Source organism: Rhizobium sp. RU20A (assembly GCF_900155885.1).
Taxonomy (GTDB): domain Bacteria; phylum Pseudomonadota; class Alphaproteobacteria; order Rhizobiales; family Rhizobiaceae; genus RU20A.
Genome location: NZ_FTMB01000003.1, coordinates 300,048 through 319,971 on the forward strand (window position 1 = coordinate 300,048; position 19,924 = coordinate 319,971).

Genomic DNA, 19,924 nt, shown 5'->3' on the forward strand with positions numbered 1-19,924 from the left:
TCAGGGGCGGCGGTAGCCGGTCGGCTCCGCATAGAGCCAGCGGATGCGCTCGATCGCGGCGGTGAGCCCTTCGCGGGCCACGCTCATCGTGTGACCGTTGGCGTGAAGGATGGTATCGGGATCCTCGACGATCGCCACATGACCCTTCCAGAAAACGAGATCGCCGCGCGCAAGGTCGCTGCGATCGATGGGCGTGCCGAGACCCTTCGCCTGCATGTCGGAATCGCGCGGCGCCGGCCGGCCCGCCATCATCATTGCAAGCTGCACGAGGCCGGAGCAGTCGATGCCAAAGCCGGAGCGACCGCCCCAGAGATAGGGCGTTTCCAGAAAACGGGCGGCGATGGCGACATAGTCGCCGTCGAAGGCCGTGTCGAGCAGTGCGCAATGGTTGGCGATGACGGCCTCGCCGCCTGCCAGCAGAAGATATCGGGTGCCGCGCGTTTCCGCCTCGCCCGTCACGACAAGGCGCGCGCCCATGGACAGCGCCCGACGCATGGGAAAGCGAAGGTCGGCCCCGGAATAAACGAAGCTGCGCGGCGCCGTGACGATATGGGTCGGGCTCGGCACGTCGGCATCGATCGCGGTTTCCGGGAGATAGCCGACATAGGCGTCGAGGCCGGATTTGACCCAGGCCCAGCCCCCGGCGCGATCGAGCACCGTCACGGGTTCGCCGAGCAGAAGCTGTGTGTCGATGCCAACAGTTGCATCAGGGCGCGGCCTCAGATCCACCACCGGCAGGGCGATGCTTGCCGTCCTGCCGTCGGTATAGCGCTCCGCCGCCACCACGCCCTTCAGCGCCGTTTCGGCAAGATCGGGGCGGTAAGCATTGAGGCGGCTGTCAGGCAGGCTGGTCATGGGTCACACCGGAAGCTGGCGGCCCCGATCGATGATGCGATCGCCGAGCCGTTCGAGATAGAGCGCGCCCTTAAGGGTGCGCTTGATGACAACATTGCGCCGGTCCTTCTCATCCCTGACGCGATCGACAAGGCCGAGTGCGCCCATGCTGTCGAGCGCGCGGGTGATGACGGGCTTGGTCACGCCGAGCGTGGCGGCAAGCGCCCGCACCGTATGCGGCGGCGGGACGAGGTAGATATGCAGGAGGATCGCCATCTGGCGCAAGCTGAGGTCGTTGCTTTCGGCCCGCACCTGCTCGAGCGACACGGCATGCCAGAGGCCGAGAGCCTGTGACGGCGTCATCTCCACTGCCATGACCTTAAGCTCCACCTGCCGACCGACCCGCTCCGGGCCCTTATCCATAGAGCCTAGAGCGAGATCGTTACGCAAGCGTTTCGATCGTGCTCAGCGCTTTGCCATGTCCCGGATGACGCGGTATAGGGCACGGATCGCCTGCGCCTCCCCGCCGACAGGCGCATGGGGACGCTCGTTCTGCGACCAGGCGAAGATGTCGAAATGCACCCAGCGCGGAGCCTGCGTCACGAAGCGCTTGAGGAACAGCGCGGCCGTGATGGCGCCGGCCATGCCGCCCGAGGGGGCGTTGGTCAGGTCGGCGATGCGAGCCGACACGTCCTTTTCATAGCCCTTGTAGAGGGGCATGCGCCACAGGGGATCGTCCACGGCAGCTCCCGCCTCAGCGAGCTTAGCCGCAAGATCCTCGTCGTCGGTGAAGAAGGGCGGCAGATCCGGGCCGAGCGCCACGCGGGCCGCGCCCGTCAGCGTCGCCATGTCCACCATCAGGTCGGTTGGTTCCTCGTCGGCATAGGCCAGTGCATCGGCAAGGATGAGGCGTCCTTCCGCATCTGTGTTGTCGATCTGCACCGTCAGGCCCTTGCGGGAGATGTAGATGTCGCCGGGGCGGAATGCATTGCCGGCGATGGAATTTTCGACGGCAGGCACGAGAACACGCAGGTCGACCTTCAGCTTCGCATCCATGATCATCAGCGCCAGGCCCATGACGTTGGCCGCGCCGCCCATGTCCTTCTTCATCAGCAGCATTGAGGCGGACGGCTTGATGTCGAGGCCGCCGGTGTCGAAGCAGACGCCCTTGCCAACCAGCGTAATCTTCGGGTGGCCCTTCTTGCCCCAGCGCATTTCGAGAAGCCGCGGCGCATCGGTGCTGGCGCGGCCGACCGTGTGGATCAGCGGGAAGTTCTTTTCCAGCAGCTCTTCGCCGGAAACGACTGAGACCTCGGCCTTGTAGTGGGCGGCCAGCGCCCGGAAGACGGCCTCGAGATCGGAAGGGCCCATGTCGTTGGTGGGCGTGTTGATGAGATCGCGCGCGAGATAGATGCCGGCGATCTGTCGCTTGATGTCGGTCGCATCGGCATCGGAGGGAATGGCGAGCGTCGGCGGCGCGGTCGTCGCCTTCTTGTAGCGTTCGAAGCGGTAGGCACCGAGACCGTAGCCGAGCGCGAGGTGATCGGCCGAAAGCGGCGCGGTTTCGATATGCCAGCGGCCGGCCGGCAGGGCGCGGGCGAGCTTGCCGGCAAGGAAGGGCAGTTCCATCGGGTGGCTGCCGAGACCGAGCAGCGCGCCGCCCAGATGGCCATCGGGTGCCGGGACCGGCAGGACAGCGCCGCTTTCGGCCTTGAAGCCGGCCTTTCGCGCCCAGTCGAGCGCAATGGGATCGATATTGCCGGCCTCGATATCATGGGGCGTCACGGCAAAGACGGGCAAGGTGCCGGCGCCGCCGGCGTCAAACGGCGTGGGGCGCGCGATAAACTGGAAGGGGGTCATTGAACGGGATCCTGTCTTTTCTGCACCGGCAGATCCTGCTCTCGCCGGCGGCCCATTAACGCTCTGTTAGGGTTAACAGATTATTGCTGGAGCGAAGATTGCGCCGATCAAGTTCCTGCGAAGTGCGGCGCGTGGCGTTTTGCTTGAAGAGGCACGAACCATGTCCGCACCGGAATTCTCCTCCGCTTCTGCCCGTGCGCTCTTGAAGGGCACGGCGATCCTGGTGATCGCCGTAGGCCTGTCGGCCTGCTCCACCACGAAGAAGCCGCTCACAACGGGTTCGATTCCCAGCGAGCCGGCCGTGACGCGGTCGCTCGATGGCATGAACGCCACCCAATTGGCAGCAGCGCAGAAGGAGATCGGCGAAGCCTATGAAAAGAACCCGAAGGACCGCGCAACGGGCCTTCAGTATGCCGACGTGCTGCGCATGAACGGGCGCAACGATCAGGCGCTCGCTGTCATGCAGCAGGTTGCCATCAACTACCCCAGCGATCGCGAGGTCCTGGCCGCCTACGGCAAGGCGCAGGCCGCCGCCGGTCAGTTCGAACAGGCCCTGCAGACAATCGGCCGCGCCCAGACACCGGATCGTCCGGACTGGCGGCTGATCTCTGCCCAGGGCGCCATTCTCGACCAGCTCGGCCGCTCGCAGGAAGCCCGCGAACGCTACCGCAAGGCGCTCGACCTTCAACCGAACGAACCATCCGTCCTGTCCAATCTCGGCATGTCCTATCTCCTCGCCAAGGATCTGAAGACGGCCGAAACCTATCTGCAATCGGCCTCAGAACAACCCGGCGCAGACAGCGGCGTTCGTCAGAACCTTGCGCTCGCTGTCGGCCTGCAGGGCCGCTTTGCAGAGGCCGAAGCCATTGCCCGCAAGGAGCTCAGCCCGGCGCAGGCCGAGGCGAATGTCGCCTATCTGCGCGGCATCCTCTCGCAGCAGAATTCCTGGCAGAAGCTTGCCGCCAAGGATGGCGGGCTCGACAACAACACCAACTGAAGCCGGCGATCCATCTCCTGCACACGCAGGACGTCAACCAGAACAAGCGGGGCGCCTGGTCGGGCGCCCCGCTTGTTCTTTTTGTGCTCCGATTGTCCGCGGCTTACATGCGATCGGCGACCTGGATGCCGGCCGGACCGAGAATGACGGCGATCAGCACCGGCAGGAAGAACAGGATCATCGGCACGGTCAGCTTCGGCGGCAGGGCGGCGGCCTTCTTTTCCGCCTCGTTCATGCGCTGATCTCGGCTTTCCTGGGCGAGAACGCGAAGGGCCGCAGCAATCGGTGTTCCGTAGCGATCGGCCTGGATCAGCGCCTGGGTGACTGCCTTGACCTCCTCAAGACCCGTGCGCTGGGCCAGATTATCGAGCGCCGTGCGACGGTCGGGCAGGAACGACAGTTCCGCCATGGTCAGGATGAATTCCTCCGCCAGCTCCGTGGACTGGGACGCGATTTCGTCCGCAACACGCCGCATCGCAAGCTCCATGGAAATACCGGATTCGATACAGATCAGCATCAGGTCCAGCGCATCAGGCCAAGCCCGGCGAATGGATGTCTGGCGCTTGCTCCTGGCATTGGCGACAATGATATTGGGCAGGTAAAAGCCGAAATAGGCGAAGGCCATGACGGCGAACAAGCGGAAAGCGAACGGCTTTTCGGCGAGATAGCCGAGGAAGAAGACGTAGAAGGCGGCGATGGCGAGGAAGAGGAAAGGCAGCGCGAAGCGCGCAAAGAGAAAGGTGTTGAGCGCGCTCTGGGAGCGGTAGCCGGCCGTCTTCAGCCGGGCTGCCATGGCATCGTCCAACAAGGCCTTCTTCAGATTGAGGCGTTCGACGATCTGGCGCACGGAGCCGTTACCGGACTTGTTTCGCAGGCTTCCCCTGTTGGCCAGGTGTTCGGCGGTGAGGCGCGCACGTTCGCGCGCCCGGATCGCTTCGCGTTCGGAGGCAACCGCCTTCATCCGCTTGTTGAGGTCGTCGCCGCCCAGAAACGGCGCGGCCACCGTCAGAACCGTGGCAAGAACAGCGACTGCGACCAGGATAGCCAGAAGCGCCTGCGGATTGAGGATCGATGTAATCAGCGTTTCCATGCTGCGCCGCCTTCCGGATGCCGTTGCGCATTTCCGAAACTTTGCGGAATTCCCCCGCTTGCGGAAATGCATCGAAACAAAGTCGATGGAGATTGTGGCGAAGCGCCGTTCAATGTCCCTAGATGTCGAAGTTGATCATGTTGCGCATGACGAGAACGCCGATCCCCATCCAGACCGCGGAGCAGGCCAGGATCACGTGGCCACGCCAATCGGTGAACAGGATCATGATGTAGCTGGGCGATGTCAGGTAGACGAGCGTGGCGACAATGAACGGCAGGGCGCCGATGATGACCGCCGAGGCCTTGGCCTCCATCGACAGCGCCTGCACCTTCGCCTTCATCTTGCGGCGGTCGCGCAGAACCTTTGAAAGGTTTGACAGAGCTTCCGAGAGGTTGCCACCGGCCTGTGACTGGATGGCGATCACGATCGCGAAAAAGCTGATTTCCGGCAGCGGGATCGACTGGTACATGCGCGCACAGGCTTCGGGAATACTCATGCCGACCTGCTGCGATTCCACGACCTTGCGGAATTCGGTCTTGACGGGTTCGCGGCCTTCCGTGGCGATGAGCTTCAGTGCGTCGCTGAGCGGTAGGCCGGACTTGATGGAGCGGACCATCACATCCAGCGAGTTCGGAAACTCGTCGAGAAACTTCTTGCAGCGGCGTTTGAACAGAAAGGAAAGGACAAAACGCGGAGCGCCGAGCGCGCCGACGACAAATGTCCCTGCGGCAACCAGCAGGTCGTTCGACAAAATGAACACCGCGAGAAAAATGCAAAGGCCGAGACCGCTGGAGGCCATGTAGAACTGCGGGACGGTCATCGGCACGTCCGCTCTCATCAACAGCGTCTTGGCGTCTTCTCTACGGCGTTTCGACTTCTCTTCCTGCTTTTTCTCCAGCTCCCGAAGGGAATCCTGAACGGATTTGCGCCGTTTTGAGAGTTCGGCGACCCGCTCGCGGGCGGCCTTGATCTTTGTGCGATCCGTTTCAGCCGTGCTGACCCGCCGCATCCGATTCTCGGCCTTCTTCTCCACCTCGAGCCGCGAGAACAGGAAGACATAGGCCATGCTGCCGGCGGCGACCGCGGCCAGCAGGACGATCATGAGAATGGCGGGGGATACTCCGAACATGGCGCTATTTCTTCTCCATCGCGTCGAGGATGGCCGCCAGGCGACGATCCTCGTTGAAGTAGCGGGCACGGTCCCAGAAATGCGGTTTGCCAATGCCGGTGGAGACGTGCCGGCCGATGATGTTGCCCAGGGCGTCTTCGCCTTCGATCTCGTAGCGCATCAGGTCCTGGGTGATGATCACGTCACCTTCCATGCCGATGACTTCGGTGATGTGGGTGATGCGGCGCGAGCCGTCGCGCAGACGTGAGGCCTGGATGATGACGTCGACGGACCCGGCAACGATCTCCCGGACCGTCTTGGCTGGCAGCGTATATCCGCCCATGGCGATCATCGATTCAACGCGGTTAAGGCATTCGCGCGGATTGTTCGAGTGGATCGTGCCCATCGAGCCATCGTGGCCGGTGTTCATGGCCTGCAGAAGGTCGAAGACCTCGGGGCCGCGGACTTCGCCGACGATGATGCGTTCGGGGCGCATACGCAGGCAGTTCTTGATGAGATCGCGCATGGTGATCTCGCCTTCGCCCTCGATGTTCGGCGGACGCGTTTCGAGGCGCACGACATGGGGCTGCTGCAACTGAAGTTCGGCGGAGTCTTCGCAGGTGATGATGCGCTCGGTGCTGTCGATGTAACGCGTCAGGCAGTTGAGAAGCGTGGTCTTGCCCGAGCCCGTACCACCGGAGATGATGATGTTGCAGCGCACGCGGCCAATGATCTGAAGGAGTTCGGCGCCTTCCGGCGTGATCGAGCCGTACTTGACCAGCTGGTCTAGGGTCAGTTTGTCCTTCTTGAACTTACGAATGGTGAGCGCCGCGCCGTCAATGGCGAGCGGTGGGGCGATCACGTTGACGCGCGAGCCGTCGGGTAGGCGCGCATCGCAGATCGGGCTCGATTCATCGACGCGGCGGCCGACCTGGCTGACGATGCGCTGGCAGATGGACAGAAGCTGCGAGTTGTCGCGGAAACGGATTTCCGACTCGATCATCTTGCCGGAGACTTCGATAAAGGTCTGGCCGGCACCGTTGACCATGATATCGGCGATGTCGTCGCGGGCCAGAAGCGGCTCGAGGGGGCCATAGCCAAGCACGTCGTTGCAGATGTCATCGAGCAGTTCCTCCTGCTCGGAGATCGACATCGCGAAGTTCTTGATGGTGATGATATCGTTGACGATATCGCGGATTTCCTCTCGGGCGCTCTCGGTATCGAGCTTGGCAAGCTGCGACAAATCGATCGTGTCGATCAGCGCGGAGAAGACCTGCCCCTTGGTTTCGTAATACTGCTCGTTGCGGCTCTGGCGCCGGCGCGGTGCGGCCGCGGATGCTGCCTGAGCAGGGGCGAGCGAGGTCGTGGCCGGCACCGGCTCGCGCACCGCCTCGTGGGCGGGCGCGCTCACCCGCTCCGCCACCTTGGCCGTCGCCAGCGGCACGGACGCGACGACTGCGGGCGCGGTCTTGACGGGGCTATCGTTTCCTCGTTTGCCGAACATGATCTTCTTCCAGCTTTCGTTGTCTGCCCGCTCTTACTTGCGGGCCAGCATGCCCAGAACCTTGCCGAGACCCTGCTTTCGCGCCTTCTTGACCGTCGTCCGTCCGGTCAGGAGGTGCGCAAGCTGCGAGAAGGTTTCGGCGGCCGGCGCCTTCTTGTCGACTTCGGCGACCATGCGACCGGAATTGGCGGCGCTGCCGAAGAGGGCCGCGTCGAACTGGAGGATGGCGCAAGGGTCCACTTCAAGCGACTTGCAGAAATCGTCCACCGCGATTTCGGGCCGCTTCGGTACGCCCACCTGGTTCAGGACGAGGTGCGGCGGCTTATCGTTCTGGCGAAGGCGCTTGAGGCTATCGAAGAGGTTCTTCGCATTGCGCAGATTGGCGAGATCCGGCATGGCCGTGACCACGATCTCGTCGGCCTCGGCAAGCACGCGGCGTGTCCATTCCGACCAGACATGCGGGACGTCCAGAACCGCGACGGGTGCGCTGCGCTGCAGGATCTCCAGGATCGGGGCGAACGCGCCCGGCTCGATGTCATAGGCGCGGTCCAGCATGGAGGGTGCCGCCAGCATCGAGAGATGGTCCGAGCAGCGCGCCAGCAGACGGTCGAGGAAGACCTCATCGAGCCGTTCGGGCGAATAGACGGCTTCGGCGATGCCCTGGGCAGGATCCTGATCGAAGTCGATATTGGCCGTCCCGTAGGGAAGGTCGAGGTCGGCCAGAATGACGGCCGTCGAAAAAAGGCTGGAAATCCCCCATGCGCAATTGTGCGCAACGGTGGACGATCCGCAGCCACCTTTTGCTCCGATGAAGGCAATGGAGCGGCCGAGCGGCTCGGTCTGCGGATCAATGAAGATGTTCGAGACGACCTGCAGGATGTCGGCGATGGAGACCGGGCCGACCAGATATTCGGAAATGCCGTTGCGGATCAGTTCGCGGTAGAGGCGAATGTCATTGTGCTTGGCGATGATGATGACCTTCGTGGAGGCATCGCAGACCTCGGCAAGCGGGGCAAGCTCGCCCAGAAGGTTTGCGGGATCGACGGAGGTCTCGAGGATGATCAGGTTGGGTGTTGGCATCTGCGCGAACATGGCGGCGGCCGATGAAATCGTACCCTTGTTGCTGCGCAATGTGACCTTCGACATGCGCCTGTCACGGGCGCACTGGTCGAGAAGGTGAAGCATGCCCTCGCTCTCGCAGAAGGCATGGATAGAAATACGCGGCAGCGGCCGGACGATGTCCAGATCACCCGGACGGGTCGTATCGACGGCGATGCTGTCCCTGCGGACATCGTTGTCAATGGTATAGTCGATCGTGGTCATCTTCTTTTCCTGCCGTTTCTCCGGCGCTGCGCGAAAGCGCAAGCACCCGCGCGCGCGCCGATGCCGCTAGTTCAATGCGGACCTTGTTCGGTAGTTGTTGATCACGAGGTTGCGTTGTTCGGCATCGACCGGTGACATGACGCGCGGCCCGAGAAGATCTGTTGGATTGGCGACCTGGGCGGCGAGGTTCGATTGCGTAGCACAGCCGAAATTGTAGTAGTTCTGGTTCTGCTCCGTGCGCATTGCGAGGTCTTCCGGCCATTCGCCGCAGGGGCCCGCGCTCGCCTTGATGGCGGTGTATGACAGGCGTACGGGGGCGGCATCGCCATTGCTTTGCGCCTGGTAGCGCATCTCAACGATCCGGTTGGCAGGCACGCCACCGGAGGTCAGCGCAGCCCGGATGTCGCGGCGAATGCGCTGGACGGCATGAGAATTCGGCGCGCCCTCCGGCAGCATCACCTGCACCACGCCGGATGCCGTGTTGTGATAGTTGGACGCAAAGCCGCGGATCAGGTCACGGGTGGCGAGCGAGATTTGCGTGTCGCCTGACGAAACCGGGACGTCCAGCGTCGTTTCGCCCTCGGCCAGCACGATGGGATGGCGCGCCCGATAATCGTCCGGGACGGCGCCGGTCGACAGACGGTCGGGCTTCGGCGCGCAGCCCGCAACAAGCGTGGTGGCGGCAACCGCTGCCAGGATGGCCGCCCAGGCCGGGGTCCGGCGCTTCCGGACGGTCTCGTTCAATGACATGCTCATGGAGGCGATCCTGTTCACTTGTAGATGAAGCCGACATTGCCATGGTAGCGGCCGGCAGGCGGCGCCTGTTGCTCACGGCCATAGAGGCGGTTGACCTGGCCAAGGAAGTAACCGGCCACATCGTTCGGGGCGCTGAAATTGTCGTCGGGGCGCGCGATCTGCGACCGCGAGACGGGGCGGACGAGATAAGGCGTTGCGATGATGACGAGTTCTGTTTCGTTGCGGATGAAGTCCTTGGAGCGGAACAGCGCACCGAAGACCGGGATCTTGCTGACGCCCGGCAGGCCAGACATGGCCTGACGGATATTGTCCTGCACCAGGCCGGCAATCACGATCGAACCACCGGAGGGCAGCTCGACGCTGGTGGACGCCTCGCGCTTGCGGATCGACATGTAGGTCTGGCCGGGCACGTCACGCTGGGTGTTTCCGTTGACGACGGAGCCCTCGAAGGTCGGCTCGGAGACATTGGTCTCGATGTTGAGGCTGATGCGGCCGGGACCGAGCACGACCGGCTTGAAATTCAGCTGAATACCGTATTCGACCGTCTCACTGCCGCGCGTCAGCTGCCGCTCGCCGGTTTCGGAATTGACCGTGATTTCCTGGCTGTTGGGCAGGCGATACTCGCCGCCGACGGAGAACTTGGCTTGCTGGCCGGAAATGGCCGTCAGGCTCGGCTCAGCCAGCGTGCGCATGACGCCGGCCTGTTCCATCGCGTTGATGTAGGCCGAGATATCGACGCCGCCGAGCGCATGGCTGAAGCCGGAGGCCAGCGGGTTGATGGCATTACCGAGGTTGACCGGGTTGCGGAAGGCAATCACGTCGTCCGCACCCTGGCTGAGGGATCCGGAGAAGCCGAGCTGCTTCATCACCTGACGGCTGACTTCGGCCACGGTGACCTTCAGCGTCACCTGGTCTTCGCCCTGGATCTTCAGCATGTTGACGATCTGCGACTGCTGGCGCGCTTCTGCGAAGATATCGCCGGTACCGCCGTCGGAGCCCGAGACGGTGATGCTGCGGGTGGTCGCCTCACCGCCCTTGATGAAGGCGCGGGCAAGGCTGACGGCAAGGGCGGCATCCTGCGGGGTCGCCACCGTGCCGCTCAGCACGATGTTGTCGGAGATGATCTCGACCTTGATGTCGGAGTCCGGCAGGAAGCGACGCAGGTTCGATTCAAGACCCGTGATGTCGCGCTCGATCTCGATTTCGAGGCTGACGATCTCCTGGCCGCCGGGACCGAAGACGAAGATGTTGGTCTGGCCGACCGTCTTGCCGAAAAGGTAGATGCGCCGGGACGTGCGCGTCACGGCATCGGCGAGGGTCGGATCGGCAACGAGAATGTCGTGCGCGTCTTCCGGCAGATCGACCACGACGGCCTTGTTCAAGCCGACCTTGATGCGCTGGCGGGCGCCGGGGCCGGCCTCGGTGATGCGGACCAGCGAGTTTGCGGCTTCGGCCAGACGCAGTTCGAAACCCGGTATGGCGACGGGGCCGATGCCGGAAAAGCCGAGGCAGAAAGAGAGGCCGGCGGCGAGGAGAGTTCGGACATTTCGTGCGATGATGTTCACGGTCAGCTCCGCAGGCTTACTGCATCGAGGAGGTGGATGAGGCGCTTGGCGTGCCACCGGGTTGGGTCCGGACGATCGATCCGGATTTGATGATCTGGATGGCGGGCGCATCATCCCCGGTCAAAAGATAGTCGGCTGAAGCCGTATCGGGCTCCTGCGCATCCGCAACGCTTCTGAGGACGAGGGTGAGACGGTCGGCCATCTGCTGCGCGACGGCGATCACCTTGGATTGCGAGGGCGTGAGCTCCAGCGTTGCCGTGGTGCCGACCACGGCCTTTTGCCCGTCCTTGCCCTCTTCGATCTGCTGATCGATGGCGAGGACGCGGACGTTACTCAGCACGGTCTCGGTGGAGAACATGCCCGCTTCCGTCCCCTTGCGCACCATGATCACGTCGACCCGGTCGTTGGGAAGTATGAAGCCGCCGGCACCGGTCGCAACAGTGATTTCGGTCGCAACGGCCCGTTTGCCGGCAGGCAGCAGGGCGGAAAGCGTGCTGCCGGCGCCGTCGGCAATCTTTTCCTGACGGATCGGCTCGCCGGCAAAGAGCGGCAGGCGCACGATGACGCCATTGAGATCGGTGATGGCTTGCGGACGCGCTTCCTCGGTGATCAGGCCTTCGACGAGGCCGCTTTTCGGCCAGGAAATCCAGTGCATGGCGCTGGCATCAAGGCGGGAGCCGACCGGCAGGCCTTTGCTGGCAACGAGCACATTGGTGACCGGCTCCTTCTCAACGACGGGTTCCGTCACGGCCGGCTGGTTCGATCCCGACAGGTTTATGGCCAGCAGGCCTGCCATGCCTGCCGACATGACGGCGACAGCGAGGATGATGATGCGCACCGGTCTCATGATCTTTTCCCGACGGACAGAATGTTCTTTCCGCAGGTTGATCAGGAATTGGTGTAATTATAGTTAACAAGACCCTTAACGGGATGGTTAACGCAGCCTTAGCGGGATTTTCGCCCTTACGCGGCGCCGGACAGAAGACGAAGCATCAAGGGAGAGGCTTCAAAGGTCAGGAGCCCGCCAGCGGCGATGGCGATGCCATACGGCACCTTCTTGGCGTGCAGGAGCGTTTGGGGCAGGGGAATACGCGCAGTCAGCAGAAGAGTGCTTTGCCAACGCAGGATGAGAATAACGACTGTCAGCAGTCCGCCCATCAGGGCCGTCGATGCCAGAAATTCGACGAGGGAGGCATTATAGCCGTACCAGAGCGCGGCGGCGGTGAGCAGTTTTGCATCGCCGCCCCCCATGACGTTGACGGCGAACAAGGCGAAGCAGGCCGCAAAGACGATGCCCGCGGCCAGAACATGCAGGCCGAACTCATGCAGGCCCACCCCGCCAAGTGGGGCGATGACGAGAAAAGCGGCGATCAGGACAACGCTGATGCGGTTCGGGATCGTCATGGTCAAAAGATCGCTGGCGGCCGCATAGATCAGGCAGAGAGGAAAGATCACCATGATGGCAGCATTCAGCACGGGTACTCTCCTTTGCCACGATGCACGGAACCTGAAAACGCTATCAGGCCGCTCCCTATGCGGCGAGCGGCCTGGCATGACGGCCTCGCCGCCCCACATTTGAAGCCGCAAATTACTTTGCGGTGACGTTCATGTAGGTGGAGAGGTTGTTGAACTGGGTGTTCAGCTTGTTGCCGAGAGCACCGGCGCCGCCGATCAGGGCAACGGAAATCAGGGCCGCGATCAGGCCGTATTCGATAGCGGTCGCACCCGATTCATCCTTCAGGAAACGAGCGAAAATCTTGGTCATGGTCATTCTCCTACCGGGAAAGGTTATGGTTCAGCACTACCGCCAACTGTTTCCGTTGTTCGGTTGAGGCGAATGTAGCCAGCGTCACTTGCCATCCACTTAAAAAACAAGGTTAGCAAAAGCTGAACCTGTACCGGGACAGATCTTGGTGAATCGGGACTGAAAGGTTTTGCTCAATTGCCAAACGACGGCTGTGCAGCCCGTCTAGGGCCGGCAATTTAAAGGCAGCTCGGTCGCCGGCCCGCACCCTTAACGCTTCGTTCACCAAAAACCAGCACATTGTGGCACACCCTTCATGCGGAAAAACGCCGATGTCCTTCCTGCCCCACACCCTGCTCGCAACCCATGCCGCCGCGGCACTTGTCGCGCTCGGTATTCTTGCAAGCCCTGCGGAGGCGGCCAACGAGGCCATGCGCGTCTATATGGATCAGGCGCGCGTGCTGAAGCTTGATCGCGCCGTCTCCAAGGTCATTGTCGGCAATGCCGAGGTGGCTGATGCGACCGTTGCCGATGCACGCACCATCGTTCTGACAGGAAAGAGCTTCGGCACGACGAACCTGGTCATTCTCGATGCTGCCGGCAATGCGCTGGTGGACAAGCGCGTGATCGTTTCCGTCGATGAGGGCGACACGGTGCGGGTCTACCGTCAGACGCAGCGCACGGTTCTGTCCTGCGCGCCGATCTGCGAGGCGCATGAGGGGTCAAAGGCGGCCGCAGCGCCGTAAAAACCGGCTGCAGACGTCATTTCCGCGCCTGCCCGACAGGATCGGTACATTCATTCGCAATTTGATCGATACCGCACACGAATTCTCAAGGAAGACACGCTTAGATCAGCGTTGAAACGGCACGATGTGATGTGCCGACATTCAGTCTGACAAGGCGATGCCATGCTGCGGATCGGAAGAACACCAAGACAAAAGCCGGGCGGCCTCAAGGCCCGTACCGGAATTTTCGGGCGACTAAAAAAGGATCGTAGCGGCGCGACAGCGCTCGAATTCGCGATCCTCGCCATGCCCTTCTTTGTCATTCTCTTTGCATCCGTGGAGACCTTCGTCGCTTTTACCGGCGAGCAGGTCATCAACGCGGCGACGGACAATATTGCACGCCAGATCCGGACGGGACAAATCACCTTCAACCAGGGCAAATCGACAGACAAGACGCGAACCGAGTTTCGCGCTGCCGTTTGCCAGGAAATCGCGGTGATGATCAGTTGCTCGGCGTCGGAAGCCGAGACGCCGTCCAAGCTCTTCATCGATGTGCGCACCGTCTCTTCCTATGACAACCTGCCCCCGACGCTGCCACGCACGGGTGGCGCAGGCTCGGATATCAACACGGCCGGCTTCGATTTCGCCCCGGGCGGCCCGGGCACCATCAACATGATCCGGATTTACTACCGCTGGACGGTGATAACCGATCTGGTCAGGCCTTACGTGACCAATCTGCGTCCGGCCGGCTCCAGCATGCCGAACGACTACCTCATGGTGGCGACATCCACATTCCAGACGGAAAACTATTGAGGACCGACATGCATAAAGTTCGACGTCCAGACGCGCCGGCCTACGGTCTCTCAAAGTTCGTGCCCCGCATTCTGCGTGACCGGAAGGGGACGGGCGCGATCGAATTTGCGATGATCGTGCCGATCATGCTGGCTCTCTATATGGGCAGCTTCGAACTGTCTCTCGGTTTCAGCATGGCCCGAAAGGTGTCGCGGGCCTCGAGCACGATCGCCGATCTGGTTGCGCAGCGCAATACCATTTCGGCCAGTGATCTCGACAAGATGAAGACGGTTATCGAGCGCACGCTCGAACCGCTGGGCGGCAAATCCTACACGATGAAGATCACCGGGATCTCCGTGGCTTCGAATGGCGACGCAACCGTCGCCTGGTCGCGCAATGAAAATGGCGCGCGGGCCTACACAACCGGTTCCGCGGTCACGCTGCCGAACGGCCTTGCCGCGTCCACGACATTTCTCGTGCGCGCTGAAGTGACCGCCCCCTATACGCTCTGGCTTTACAAGGCCAGCGCCGATCAGACGCCAGCGACCATAAACCTCGCCAAAACCTATTACTTCCGCCAGCGCGTCGGCGACAGCATCACCTGCTCCGACTGTTAATGACCTCGTGCGTTTGAGCGTCGCCAGACCTTACCCCATGAGGCGCGCCGGCGATTGGCGGCCAGAGTGACTGTGCGTACGAGAGAGGTCGTCACTCAAGGCGCCCATTTTCGAAGCTGGTTCGCAACGATCCTCGTTTCACTCCGGTCCGATTATGCTTTAAGTCTCATCTCCCATGCTGCCGGATGCGGCTGGCTGATTGCGGATGAGCCCATGGCAAGAGCCTTTCTTCTTCTCCTCGATTCCTTCGGCATTGGCGGCGCGCGCGATGCGGCTGCCTATGGCGACGACGGCGCCAACACGCTCGGCCATATCGCCGAATATTGTGCGGCCGGCGCTGCGGATCGCGAGGGGCTGCGGGAGGGACCACTGAAATTGCCCATGCTGTCGGCGCTCGGCCTGCTGGAGGCCGCCCGGGTTTCGACGGGGCGCTATCCCGTCGGCATGAGCGTGCCGGATCGCACCTTCGCGATCCATGCCGCCGCATCGGAAGTCTCGCGCGGCAAGGATACGCCCTCCGGCCACTGGGAGATTGCCGGCGTGCCGGTCCTTTTCGACTGGGGGCATTTTCCAACCGAAGGCGATGCCTTCCCGCCCGAACTGGTCGCGGCGTTGTGCCGGGAAGGCAATGTCGGCGGCATTCTCGGCAATTGCCATGCCTCCGGCACGGAGATCATCGCGCGGCTCGGCGAAGAGCATCTGCGCACCGGTTTTCCCATCTGCTACACCTCGGCCGACAGCGTCTTCCAGGTCGCTGCCCACGAGGGCTCGTTCGGGATCGACCGGCTCAACGACTTCTGCCTGACTGCACGGCGGCTGCTCGATGCCTTCAATATCGGCCGCGTCATTGCCCGCCCCTTCCTTGGCCACGATGCGCAAAGCTTTCGGCGGACGGCCAACCGGCGGGACTTTTCCGTACCGCCGCCAGCGCCGACGCTGCTCGACAGGCTAAAAAGCGCCGGCCGGCAGGTGCATGGGATCGGCAAGGTCTCCGACATCTTTGCCCATCAGGGCGTGACCGACATCACCAAGGCCGATGGCAATGCTGCCCTGTTCGAGGCGACGATCTCGGCCATTGACTCCGCGCCGGAGGGATCGCTGACCTTCGTCAACCTTGTCGATTTTGACATGCTCTACGGGCATCGTCGCGACGTGGCAGGCTATGCGGCCGCGCTGGAGGCCTTCGACCGGCGCCTGCCGACCTTCGGGCGCAAGCTGAAACTGGGTGACCTCGCCATCATCACCGCCGACCACGGATGTGACCCGACCTGGCGCGGCACGGACCATACGCGCGAGCGCGTGCCGGTGCTGGCCTTCGGTCCCGGTTTCGGCGCGCGTTCGGCCGGCATTCTGCCGACCTTCGCCGATGTGGGCGAGACCATAGCCAAGCATCTCGGCCTGCCGCCCGGCGAAAACGGGCGCTCCTTCCTGTAGCCATGCTGGCGGTCGTGCTTCGCCTGCCGCCCGTCAGCGCTCTCGTTGCACCGGCGATGTTCATAGACGGTTGAAAGCGGCGGCCGACCCTTGCGGGACGCGCCTCTTCCGTGAAAAAAGAGGGCGTGAAAACCGTATGAGCAGACAGGAAGCAGCACCATGGACGGCGTGACAGTCATCAATCATCCCCTCGTGCAGCACAAGCTGACGATCATGCGGAAGAAGGAAACTTCGACGGCAAGCTTCCGCCGGTTGCTGCGCGAAATCTCGACGCTGCTGTGCTATGAAGTGACCCGCGATCTGGAACTGACCCAGCAGCGTATCGAAACGCCGATGGAAGAAATCGACGCACCGGTGCTCGAAGGCAAGAAGCTGGTGTTCGCCTCCATCCTGCGCGCCGGAAACGGTCTGCTGGAGGGCATGCTGGAGCTGGTTCCCTCCGCCCGCGTTTCCCACGTCGGCGTCTACCGTGATCACGAAACGCTGGAAGCGGTCGAATATTACTTCAAGGCGCCGGAAAACCTCGCCGAACGCCTGGTCATCGTCGTCGACCCCATGCTTGCCACGGGCAATTCCTCGATTGCGGCGGTGGAAAAGCTGAAGGAGCGCGGCGCCCACAATCTTCGTTTCCTGTGCCTGCTCGCCGCCCCTGAAGGCATCAAGAACTTCCAGGAGGCACACCCCGACGTGCCGATCTTCACCGCTTCGGTCGACAGCCACCTGAACGACAAGGGTTACATCGTGCCCGGCCTCGGCGATGCCGGCGACCGCATGTACGGCACGAAGTAACGAAGAGATAACCATCGCTTGAAAAGCCTGCCGTCCGTCAGGCTTGGTGATGGTCCTGAAAGCCTCCCCTGAAATACTCCTCGCACACAGCACGAAGGCGAGGATGTTTCAGGTGGTCAAGGCGCTTTTCGCGGTTGCTCTTCTCACAGGCGTGGCAGCCCTGACGGTTCCGGGCCTCACGACGGCGTTCCTGTCGCAGCAGGCCACGCAAACCGAAAGCCAAGCGCCGCGCCTTGCATCCACCGCTTCCTCAGCGACGGGGGCGACCAACACCGTGAGGATCGAAGCGGATGCCAGCCACCATTTCCGGGGACGCTTCCGCATCAATGGCCGCGCAACGGACGGGCTAATCGATACCGGCGCGACATCGGTGGCGCTCAATGAGAGCACCGCCCGCCGGCTGGGCATCCTGCCCGTCCATTATCGCGACAAGGTGGAGGTCTCGACCGCCAATGGCCGCGTGTCGGCCGAGCGGGTCGTGATCGAACGCATAGAGATCGGCCCGATCGTGGTGCGCGATATCGAGGGCGTGGTGCTGCCGGACACGGCCTTGCAGACGACGCTGATCGGCATGAGCTTCCTGCGCAAGCTTGGGTCCTACCGCGTTGCCGACGGCCGGATGGAACTCGTCAGGTAACCTCCGCAACGAGCACGGGGCCCTCTGCCGGTGCCTCCTCCCCGATCCCGACGAGCGTCAGGAGAGCGTCCGCCGCCCTTTCGGCCGCGAGCGGGCTTGCCGCATGCACGGTCGCCAGCGGCATTCCGGCCTCCACGCGCGTGCCGACCGGCAAGAGACCCGTGAGGCCGACGCGGTGATCGATGCTGTCCTCGACCCGCGTACGCCCGCCGCCGAGCTCGATCAGCAGCAACCCGATCTCGCGCGTTCGATAGTCCACGATGTATCCGCTGCGATTCGCCTTGACCGCATGACGCTCCGGCGCGGGTGCGAGATAGGCGCTGCTTTTCTCGACGAAATCCGCGGGCGCGCCGAGCGCATGAACCATGCGGGCGAAGCGGTCAAGCGCGCGACCGTCCTGCAACGCCTCACGCGAGGCCTGCAATGCCGACTGCGGCTCGGCAACGGCGCCGGACGCTACGAGCATATCGGCGGCGAAGGCGAGCACGACCGCTTCGATCCGCGTACCGGCCTTCTCGCCCTTCAGGAAGGAAAGCGCATGCTCGATCTCGCGGGCATTGCCGACGCAATCGGCCAGCGGCTCGTTCATGTCGGTGATGCGGGCGCGAGTCGGAAGTCCTGCGCCATTGCCGACATCAACCAGGGAGCGGGCCAGCGTTTCGGCCTCCGCCTGCGACGTCATGAAGGCGCCGTTGCCGAGCTTGACGTCGAGAACGAGGGAGCCGAGGCCGGCCGCAAGCTTCTTGGAGAGGATGGAGGCAGTGATCAGCGGCACACTGTCCACCGTGGCAGTGATATCCCGCACCGCATAAAGGCGGCCGTCGGCGGGTGCCAGGGCGCTGGTTTGGCCAATGATCGCAGCGCCTACCGTTTCCACGCAGCGGCGCAGCCTGTCCGCATCCGGGGTGACATCATAGCCGGGTATGGACTGCAGCTTATCGAGCGTTCCGCCGGTATGGCCAAGGCCCCGGCCTGATATCATCGGCACCGCCAACCCGCAGGCTGCGGCGATGGGAGCCAGCATCAACGAGACATTGTCGCCAACGCCGCCCGTGGAATGCTTATCGGCAACCGGGCGACCGACGCCCGGCCAGGCAAGCACCGTGCCGCTGTCACGCATGGCGAGCGTCATCGCCACCGTTTCGGCCGGCATCATGCCGTTCAGCCGCACGGCCATGGCAAAAGCCGCAATCTGCGCGTCACCGATCGAGCCATTGCCGATGCCGTGGATGAACGTCGCGATTTCGCCGGCGTTGAGTTCTGCCCCGTCCCGTTTGCGGCGGATGACTTCCTGCGGCAGCATGGCGATCAGTAGCCAGCCGCTGCCGTCGTTTCACGCCCCTCGATGACCGCGAGGATGTCGTTGAGCAACGAGGAGGCGCCGAAGCGGAAGGTGGAGGGCATGACCCAGTCGGGGCCATGGATGGTGATGGCGAGATCGAGGTAGAGACGGGCCTGCGCCACGGTCTGGACGCCGCCGGAGGGCTTGAAGCCGACATTGCGGCCGCTCTCACGGATCGCCGTCAGCATGATGTCGGCGGCTTCCAAGGTCGTTCCGACAGGCGTCTTGCCGGTGGAGGTCTTGATGAAATCGGCGCCGGCGCGGATCGCAAGGTGCGATGCGCTGCGGATGAGGCCGGTATCCTTCAACTCGCCGGTTTCGAGGATCGCCTTCATGGTGACGGCGGGGCCGCAGGCCTCGCGCACCGTTGCCAGCATGTCGATGACCGCCTGCTCGTCGCCGGCCTGCAAGGCCCGGTAGGGAATGACCATGTCGATTTCATCGGCGCCGTCGGCAAGGGCGCCCGCGATCTTGCCGCGCACCGCCTCATGGCTTTCCTCGCCGCTCGGGAAGTTCACGACGGTCGCGATGCGCACGGGGCTGCCGGCAAGCAGCGTGCGGGCCTGCGGGATGAAGCGCGGCCAGATGCAGACGGCCGCGGCATGGCCATAGGGCGTCTGGGCGCGTGTGCAAAGGGTCTCGATCTCGGCAGGCGTGCAGCTTTCCGAGAGATTGGTGAGGTCGAGGAGCGACAGGGCAAGCGTGGCGATCTGCCGGGGGGTGGCTTCGATCATCGTTTTGAATTCCCGTGTGCTGTGCGTGGCGGCGCGCGCGCCCGCCACGGCTCTGGTGATCACGGCAAAGCCT

Annotated in this window: 21 protein-coding genes; 7 read left to right on the plus strand and 14 right to left on the minus strand. The window is 63.1% G+C overall.

Features of this window, described 5'->3' with window-relative positions:
* The 3 genes from F3H41_RS11910 to F3H41_RS11920 form a co-directional block, all read right to left on the minus strand.
* Complete coding sequence (locus F3H41_RS11910) at positions 1-855, minus strand: NlpC/P60 family protein (protein WP_149738888.1); 855 nt, start codon at positions 853-855, stop codon at positions 1-3.
* 3 nt (positions 856-858) lie between these two features.
* Positions 859-1,209: a MarR family winged helix-turn-helix transcriptional regulator gene (locus F3H41_RS11915; protein WP_149738889.1), complete on the minus strand. Its 351-nt coding sequence runs from the start codon at positions 1,207-1,209 to the stop codon at positions 859-861.
* Between the two features lie 90 nt (positions 1,210-1,299).
* Positions 1,300-2,694, minus strand: coding sequence for a M17 family metallopeptidase (locus F3H41_RS11920; protein ID WP_149738890.1), 1,395 nt, complete (start codon positions 2,692-2,694; stop codon positions 1,300-1,302).
* Positions 2,695-2,854: 160 nt separating this feature from the next.
* Here F3H41_RS11920 and F3H41_RS11925 point away from each other — a divergent pair, with 160 nt between their 5' ends.
* Positions 2,855-3,691 carry a tetratricopeptide repeat protein gene (locus F3H41_RS11925; RefSeq protein ID WP_149738891.1) on the plus strand — a complete coding sequence of 279 codons (837 nt, stop codon included), beginning with the start codon at positions 2,855-2,857 and terminating at the stop codon, positions 3,689-3,691.
* Positions 3,692-3,794: 103 nt separating this feature from the next.
* Here the strand turns inward: F3H41_RS11925 and F3H41_RS11930 are convergent, their stop codons facing one another.
* The 9 genes from F3H41_RS11930 to F3H41_RS11970 all read right to left on the minus strand — a co-directional run bounded on the left by F3H41_RS11930 (position 3,795) and on the right by F3H41_RS11970 (position 12,802).
* Complete coding sequence (locus F3H41_RS11930) at positions 3,795-4,781, minus strand: type II secretion system F family protein (protein ID WP_149738892.1); 987 nt, start codon at positions 4,779-4,781, stop codon at positions 3,795-3,797.
* A 118-nt stretch (positions 4,782-4,899) separates the two neighbouring features.
* Positions 4,900-5,910: a type II secretion system F family protein gene (locus F3H41_RS11935; protein ID WP_149738893.1), complete on the minus strand. Its 1,011-nt coding sequence runs from the start codon at positions 5,908-5,910 to the stop codon at positions 4,900-4,902.
* A gap of 4 nt (positions 5,911-5,914) precedes the next feature.
* Positions 5,915-7,393, minus strand: coding sequence for a CpaF family protein (locus tag F3H41_RS11940; protein WP_149738894.1), 1,479 nt, complete (start codon positions 7,391-7,393; stop codon positions 5,915-5,917).
* A 33-nt stretch (positions 7,394-7,426) separates the two neighbouring features.
* The gene (locus F3H41_RS11945; RefSeq protein ID WP_149738895.1) at positions 7,427-8,716 is read right to left on the minus strand and encodes a CpaE family protein; all 1,290 of its coding nucleotides are present in this window, start codon (positions 8,714-8,716) and stop codon (positions 7,427-7,429) included.
* A 66-nt stretch (positions 8,717-8,782) separates the two neighbouring features.
* Positions 8,783-9,472 carry a CpaD family pilus assembly protein gene (locus F3H41_RS11950; RefSeq protein WP_149738896.1) on the minus strand — a complete coding sequence of 230 codons (690 nt, stop codon included), beginning with the start codon at positions 9,470-9,472 and terminating at the stop codon, positions 8,783-8,785.
* 14 nt (positions 9,473-9,486) lie between these two features.
* Positions 9,487-11,037: a type II and III secretion system protein family protein gene (locus F3H41_RS11955; protein ID WP_188129438.1), complete on the minus strand. Its 1,551-nt coding sequence runs from the start codon at positions 11,035-11,037 to the stop codon at positions 9,487-9,489.
* A gap of 16 nt (positions 11,038-11,053) precedes the next feature.
* Positions 11,054-11,884: a Flp pilus assembly protein CpaB gene (cpaB, locus tag F3H41_RS11960; RefSeq protein WP_149738898.1), complete on the minus strand. Its 831-nt coding sequence runs from the start codon at positions 11,882-11,884 to the stop codon at positions 11,054-11,056.
* A gap of 116 nt (positions 11,885-12,000) precedes the next feature.
* Positions 12,001-12,513: a prepilin peptidase gene (locus F3H41_RS11965; protein ID WP_149738940.1), complete on the minus strand. Its 513-nt coding sequence runs from the start codon at positions 12,511-12,513 to the stop codon at positions 12,001-12,003.
* Positions 12,514-12,625: 112 nt separating this feature from the next.
* The gene (locus F3H41_RS11970) at positions 12,626-12,802 is read right to left on the minus strand and encodes a Flp family type IVb pilin (protein ID WP_149738899.1); all 177 of its coding nucleotides are present in this window, start codon (positions 12,800-12,802) and stop codon (positions 12,626-12,628) included.
* Positions 12,803-13,113: 311 nt separating this feature from the next.
* On the opposite strand from F3H41_RS11970, the gene F3H41_RS11975 reads away from it, so the two are divergent.
* The 6 genes from F3H41_RS11975 to F3H41_RS12000 all read left to right on the plus strand — a co-directional run bounded on the left by F3H41_RS11975 (position 13,114) and on the right by F3H41_RS12000 (position 17,775).
* Positions 13,114-13,527, plus strand: coding sequence for a pilus assembly protein N-terminal domain-containing protein (locus tag F3H41_RS11975; protein ID WP_149738900.1), 414 nt, complete (start codon positions 13,114-13,116; stop codon positions 13,525-13,527).
* 162 nt (positions 13,528-13,689) lie between these two features.
* Positions 13,690-14,319, plus strand: a complete 630-nt coding sequence (locus F3H41_RS11980) for a TadE/TadG family type IV pilus assembly protein (protein WP_149738901.1) — start codon at positions 13,690-13,692, stop codon at positions 14,317-14,319.
* A gap of 8 nt (positions 14,320-14,327) precedes the next feature.
* The gene (locus F3H41_RS11985; RefSeq protein ID WP_149738902.1) at positions 14,328-14,915 is read left to right on the plus strand and encodes a TadE/TadG family type IV pilus assembly protein; all 588 of its coding nucleotides are present in this window, start codon (positions 14,328-14,330) and stop codon (positions 14,913-14,915) included.
* 213 nt (positions 14,916-15,128) lie between these two features.
* Positions 15,129-16,349, plus strand: a complete 1,221-nt coding sequence (locus tag F3H41_RS11990; RefSeq protein ID WP_149738903.1) for a phosphopentomutase — start codon at positions 15,129-15,131, stop codon at positions 16,347-16,349.
* 159 nt (positions 16,350-16,508) lie between these two features.
* Positions 16,509-17,138: a uracil phosphoribosyltransferase gene (upp, locus tag F3H41_RS11995; protein WP_149738904.1), complete on the plus strand. Its 630-nt coding sequence runs from the start codon at positions 16,509-16,511 to the stop codon at positions 17,136-17,138.
* Positions 17,139-17,241: 103 nt separating this feature from the next.
* Positions 17,242-17,775, plus strand: coding sequence for a TIGR02281 family clan AA aspartic protease (locus F3H41_RS12000; protein WP_149738905.1), 534 nt, complete (start codon positions 17,242-17,244; stop codon positions 17,773-17,775).
* Here the strand turns inward: F3H41_RS12000 and deoA are convergent.
* Both deoA and deoC read right to left on the minus strand, forming a co-directional pair.
* Complete coding sequence (deoA, locus tag F3H41_RS12005; RefSeq protein ID WP_149738906.1) at positions 17,768-19,084, minus strand: thymidine phosphorylase; 1,317 nt, start codon at positions 19,082-19,084, stop codon at positions 17,768-17,770. The two genes, F3H41_RS12000 and deoA, sit on opposite strands and share 8 nt — an antisense overlap.
* Positions 19,084-19,851: a deoxyribose-phosphate aldolase gene (deoC, locus tag F3H41_RS12010; RefSeq protein ID WP_149738907.1), complete on the minus strand. Its 768-nt coding sequence runs from the start codon at positions 19,849-19,851 to the stop codon at positions 19,084-19,086. Before deoC ends, deoA begins: the two co-directional genes overlap by 1 nt.
* Between the last annotated feature and the right edge of the window lie 73 nt (positions 19,852-19,924).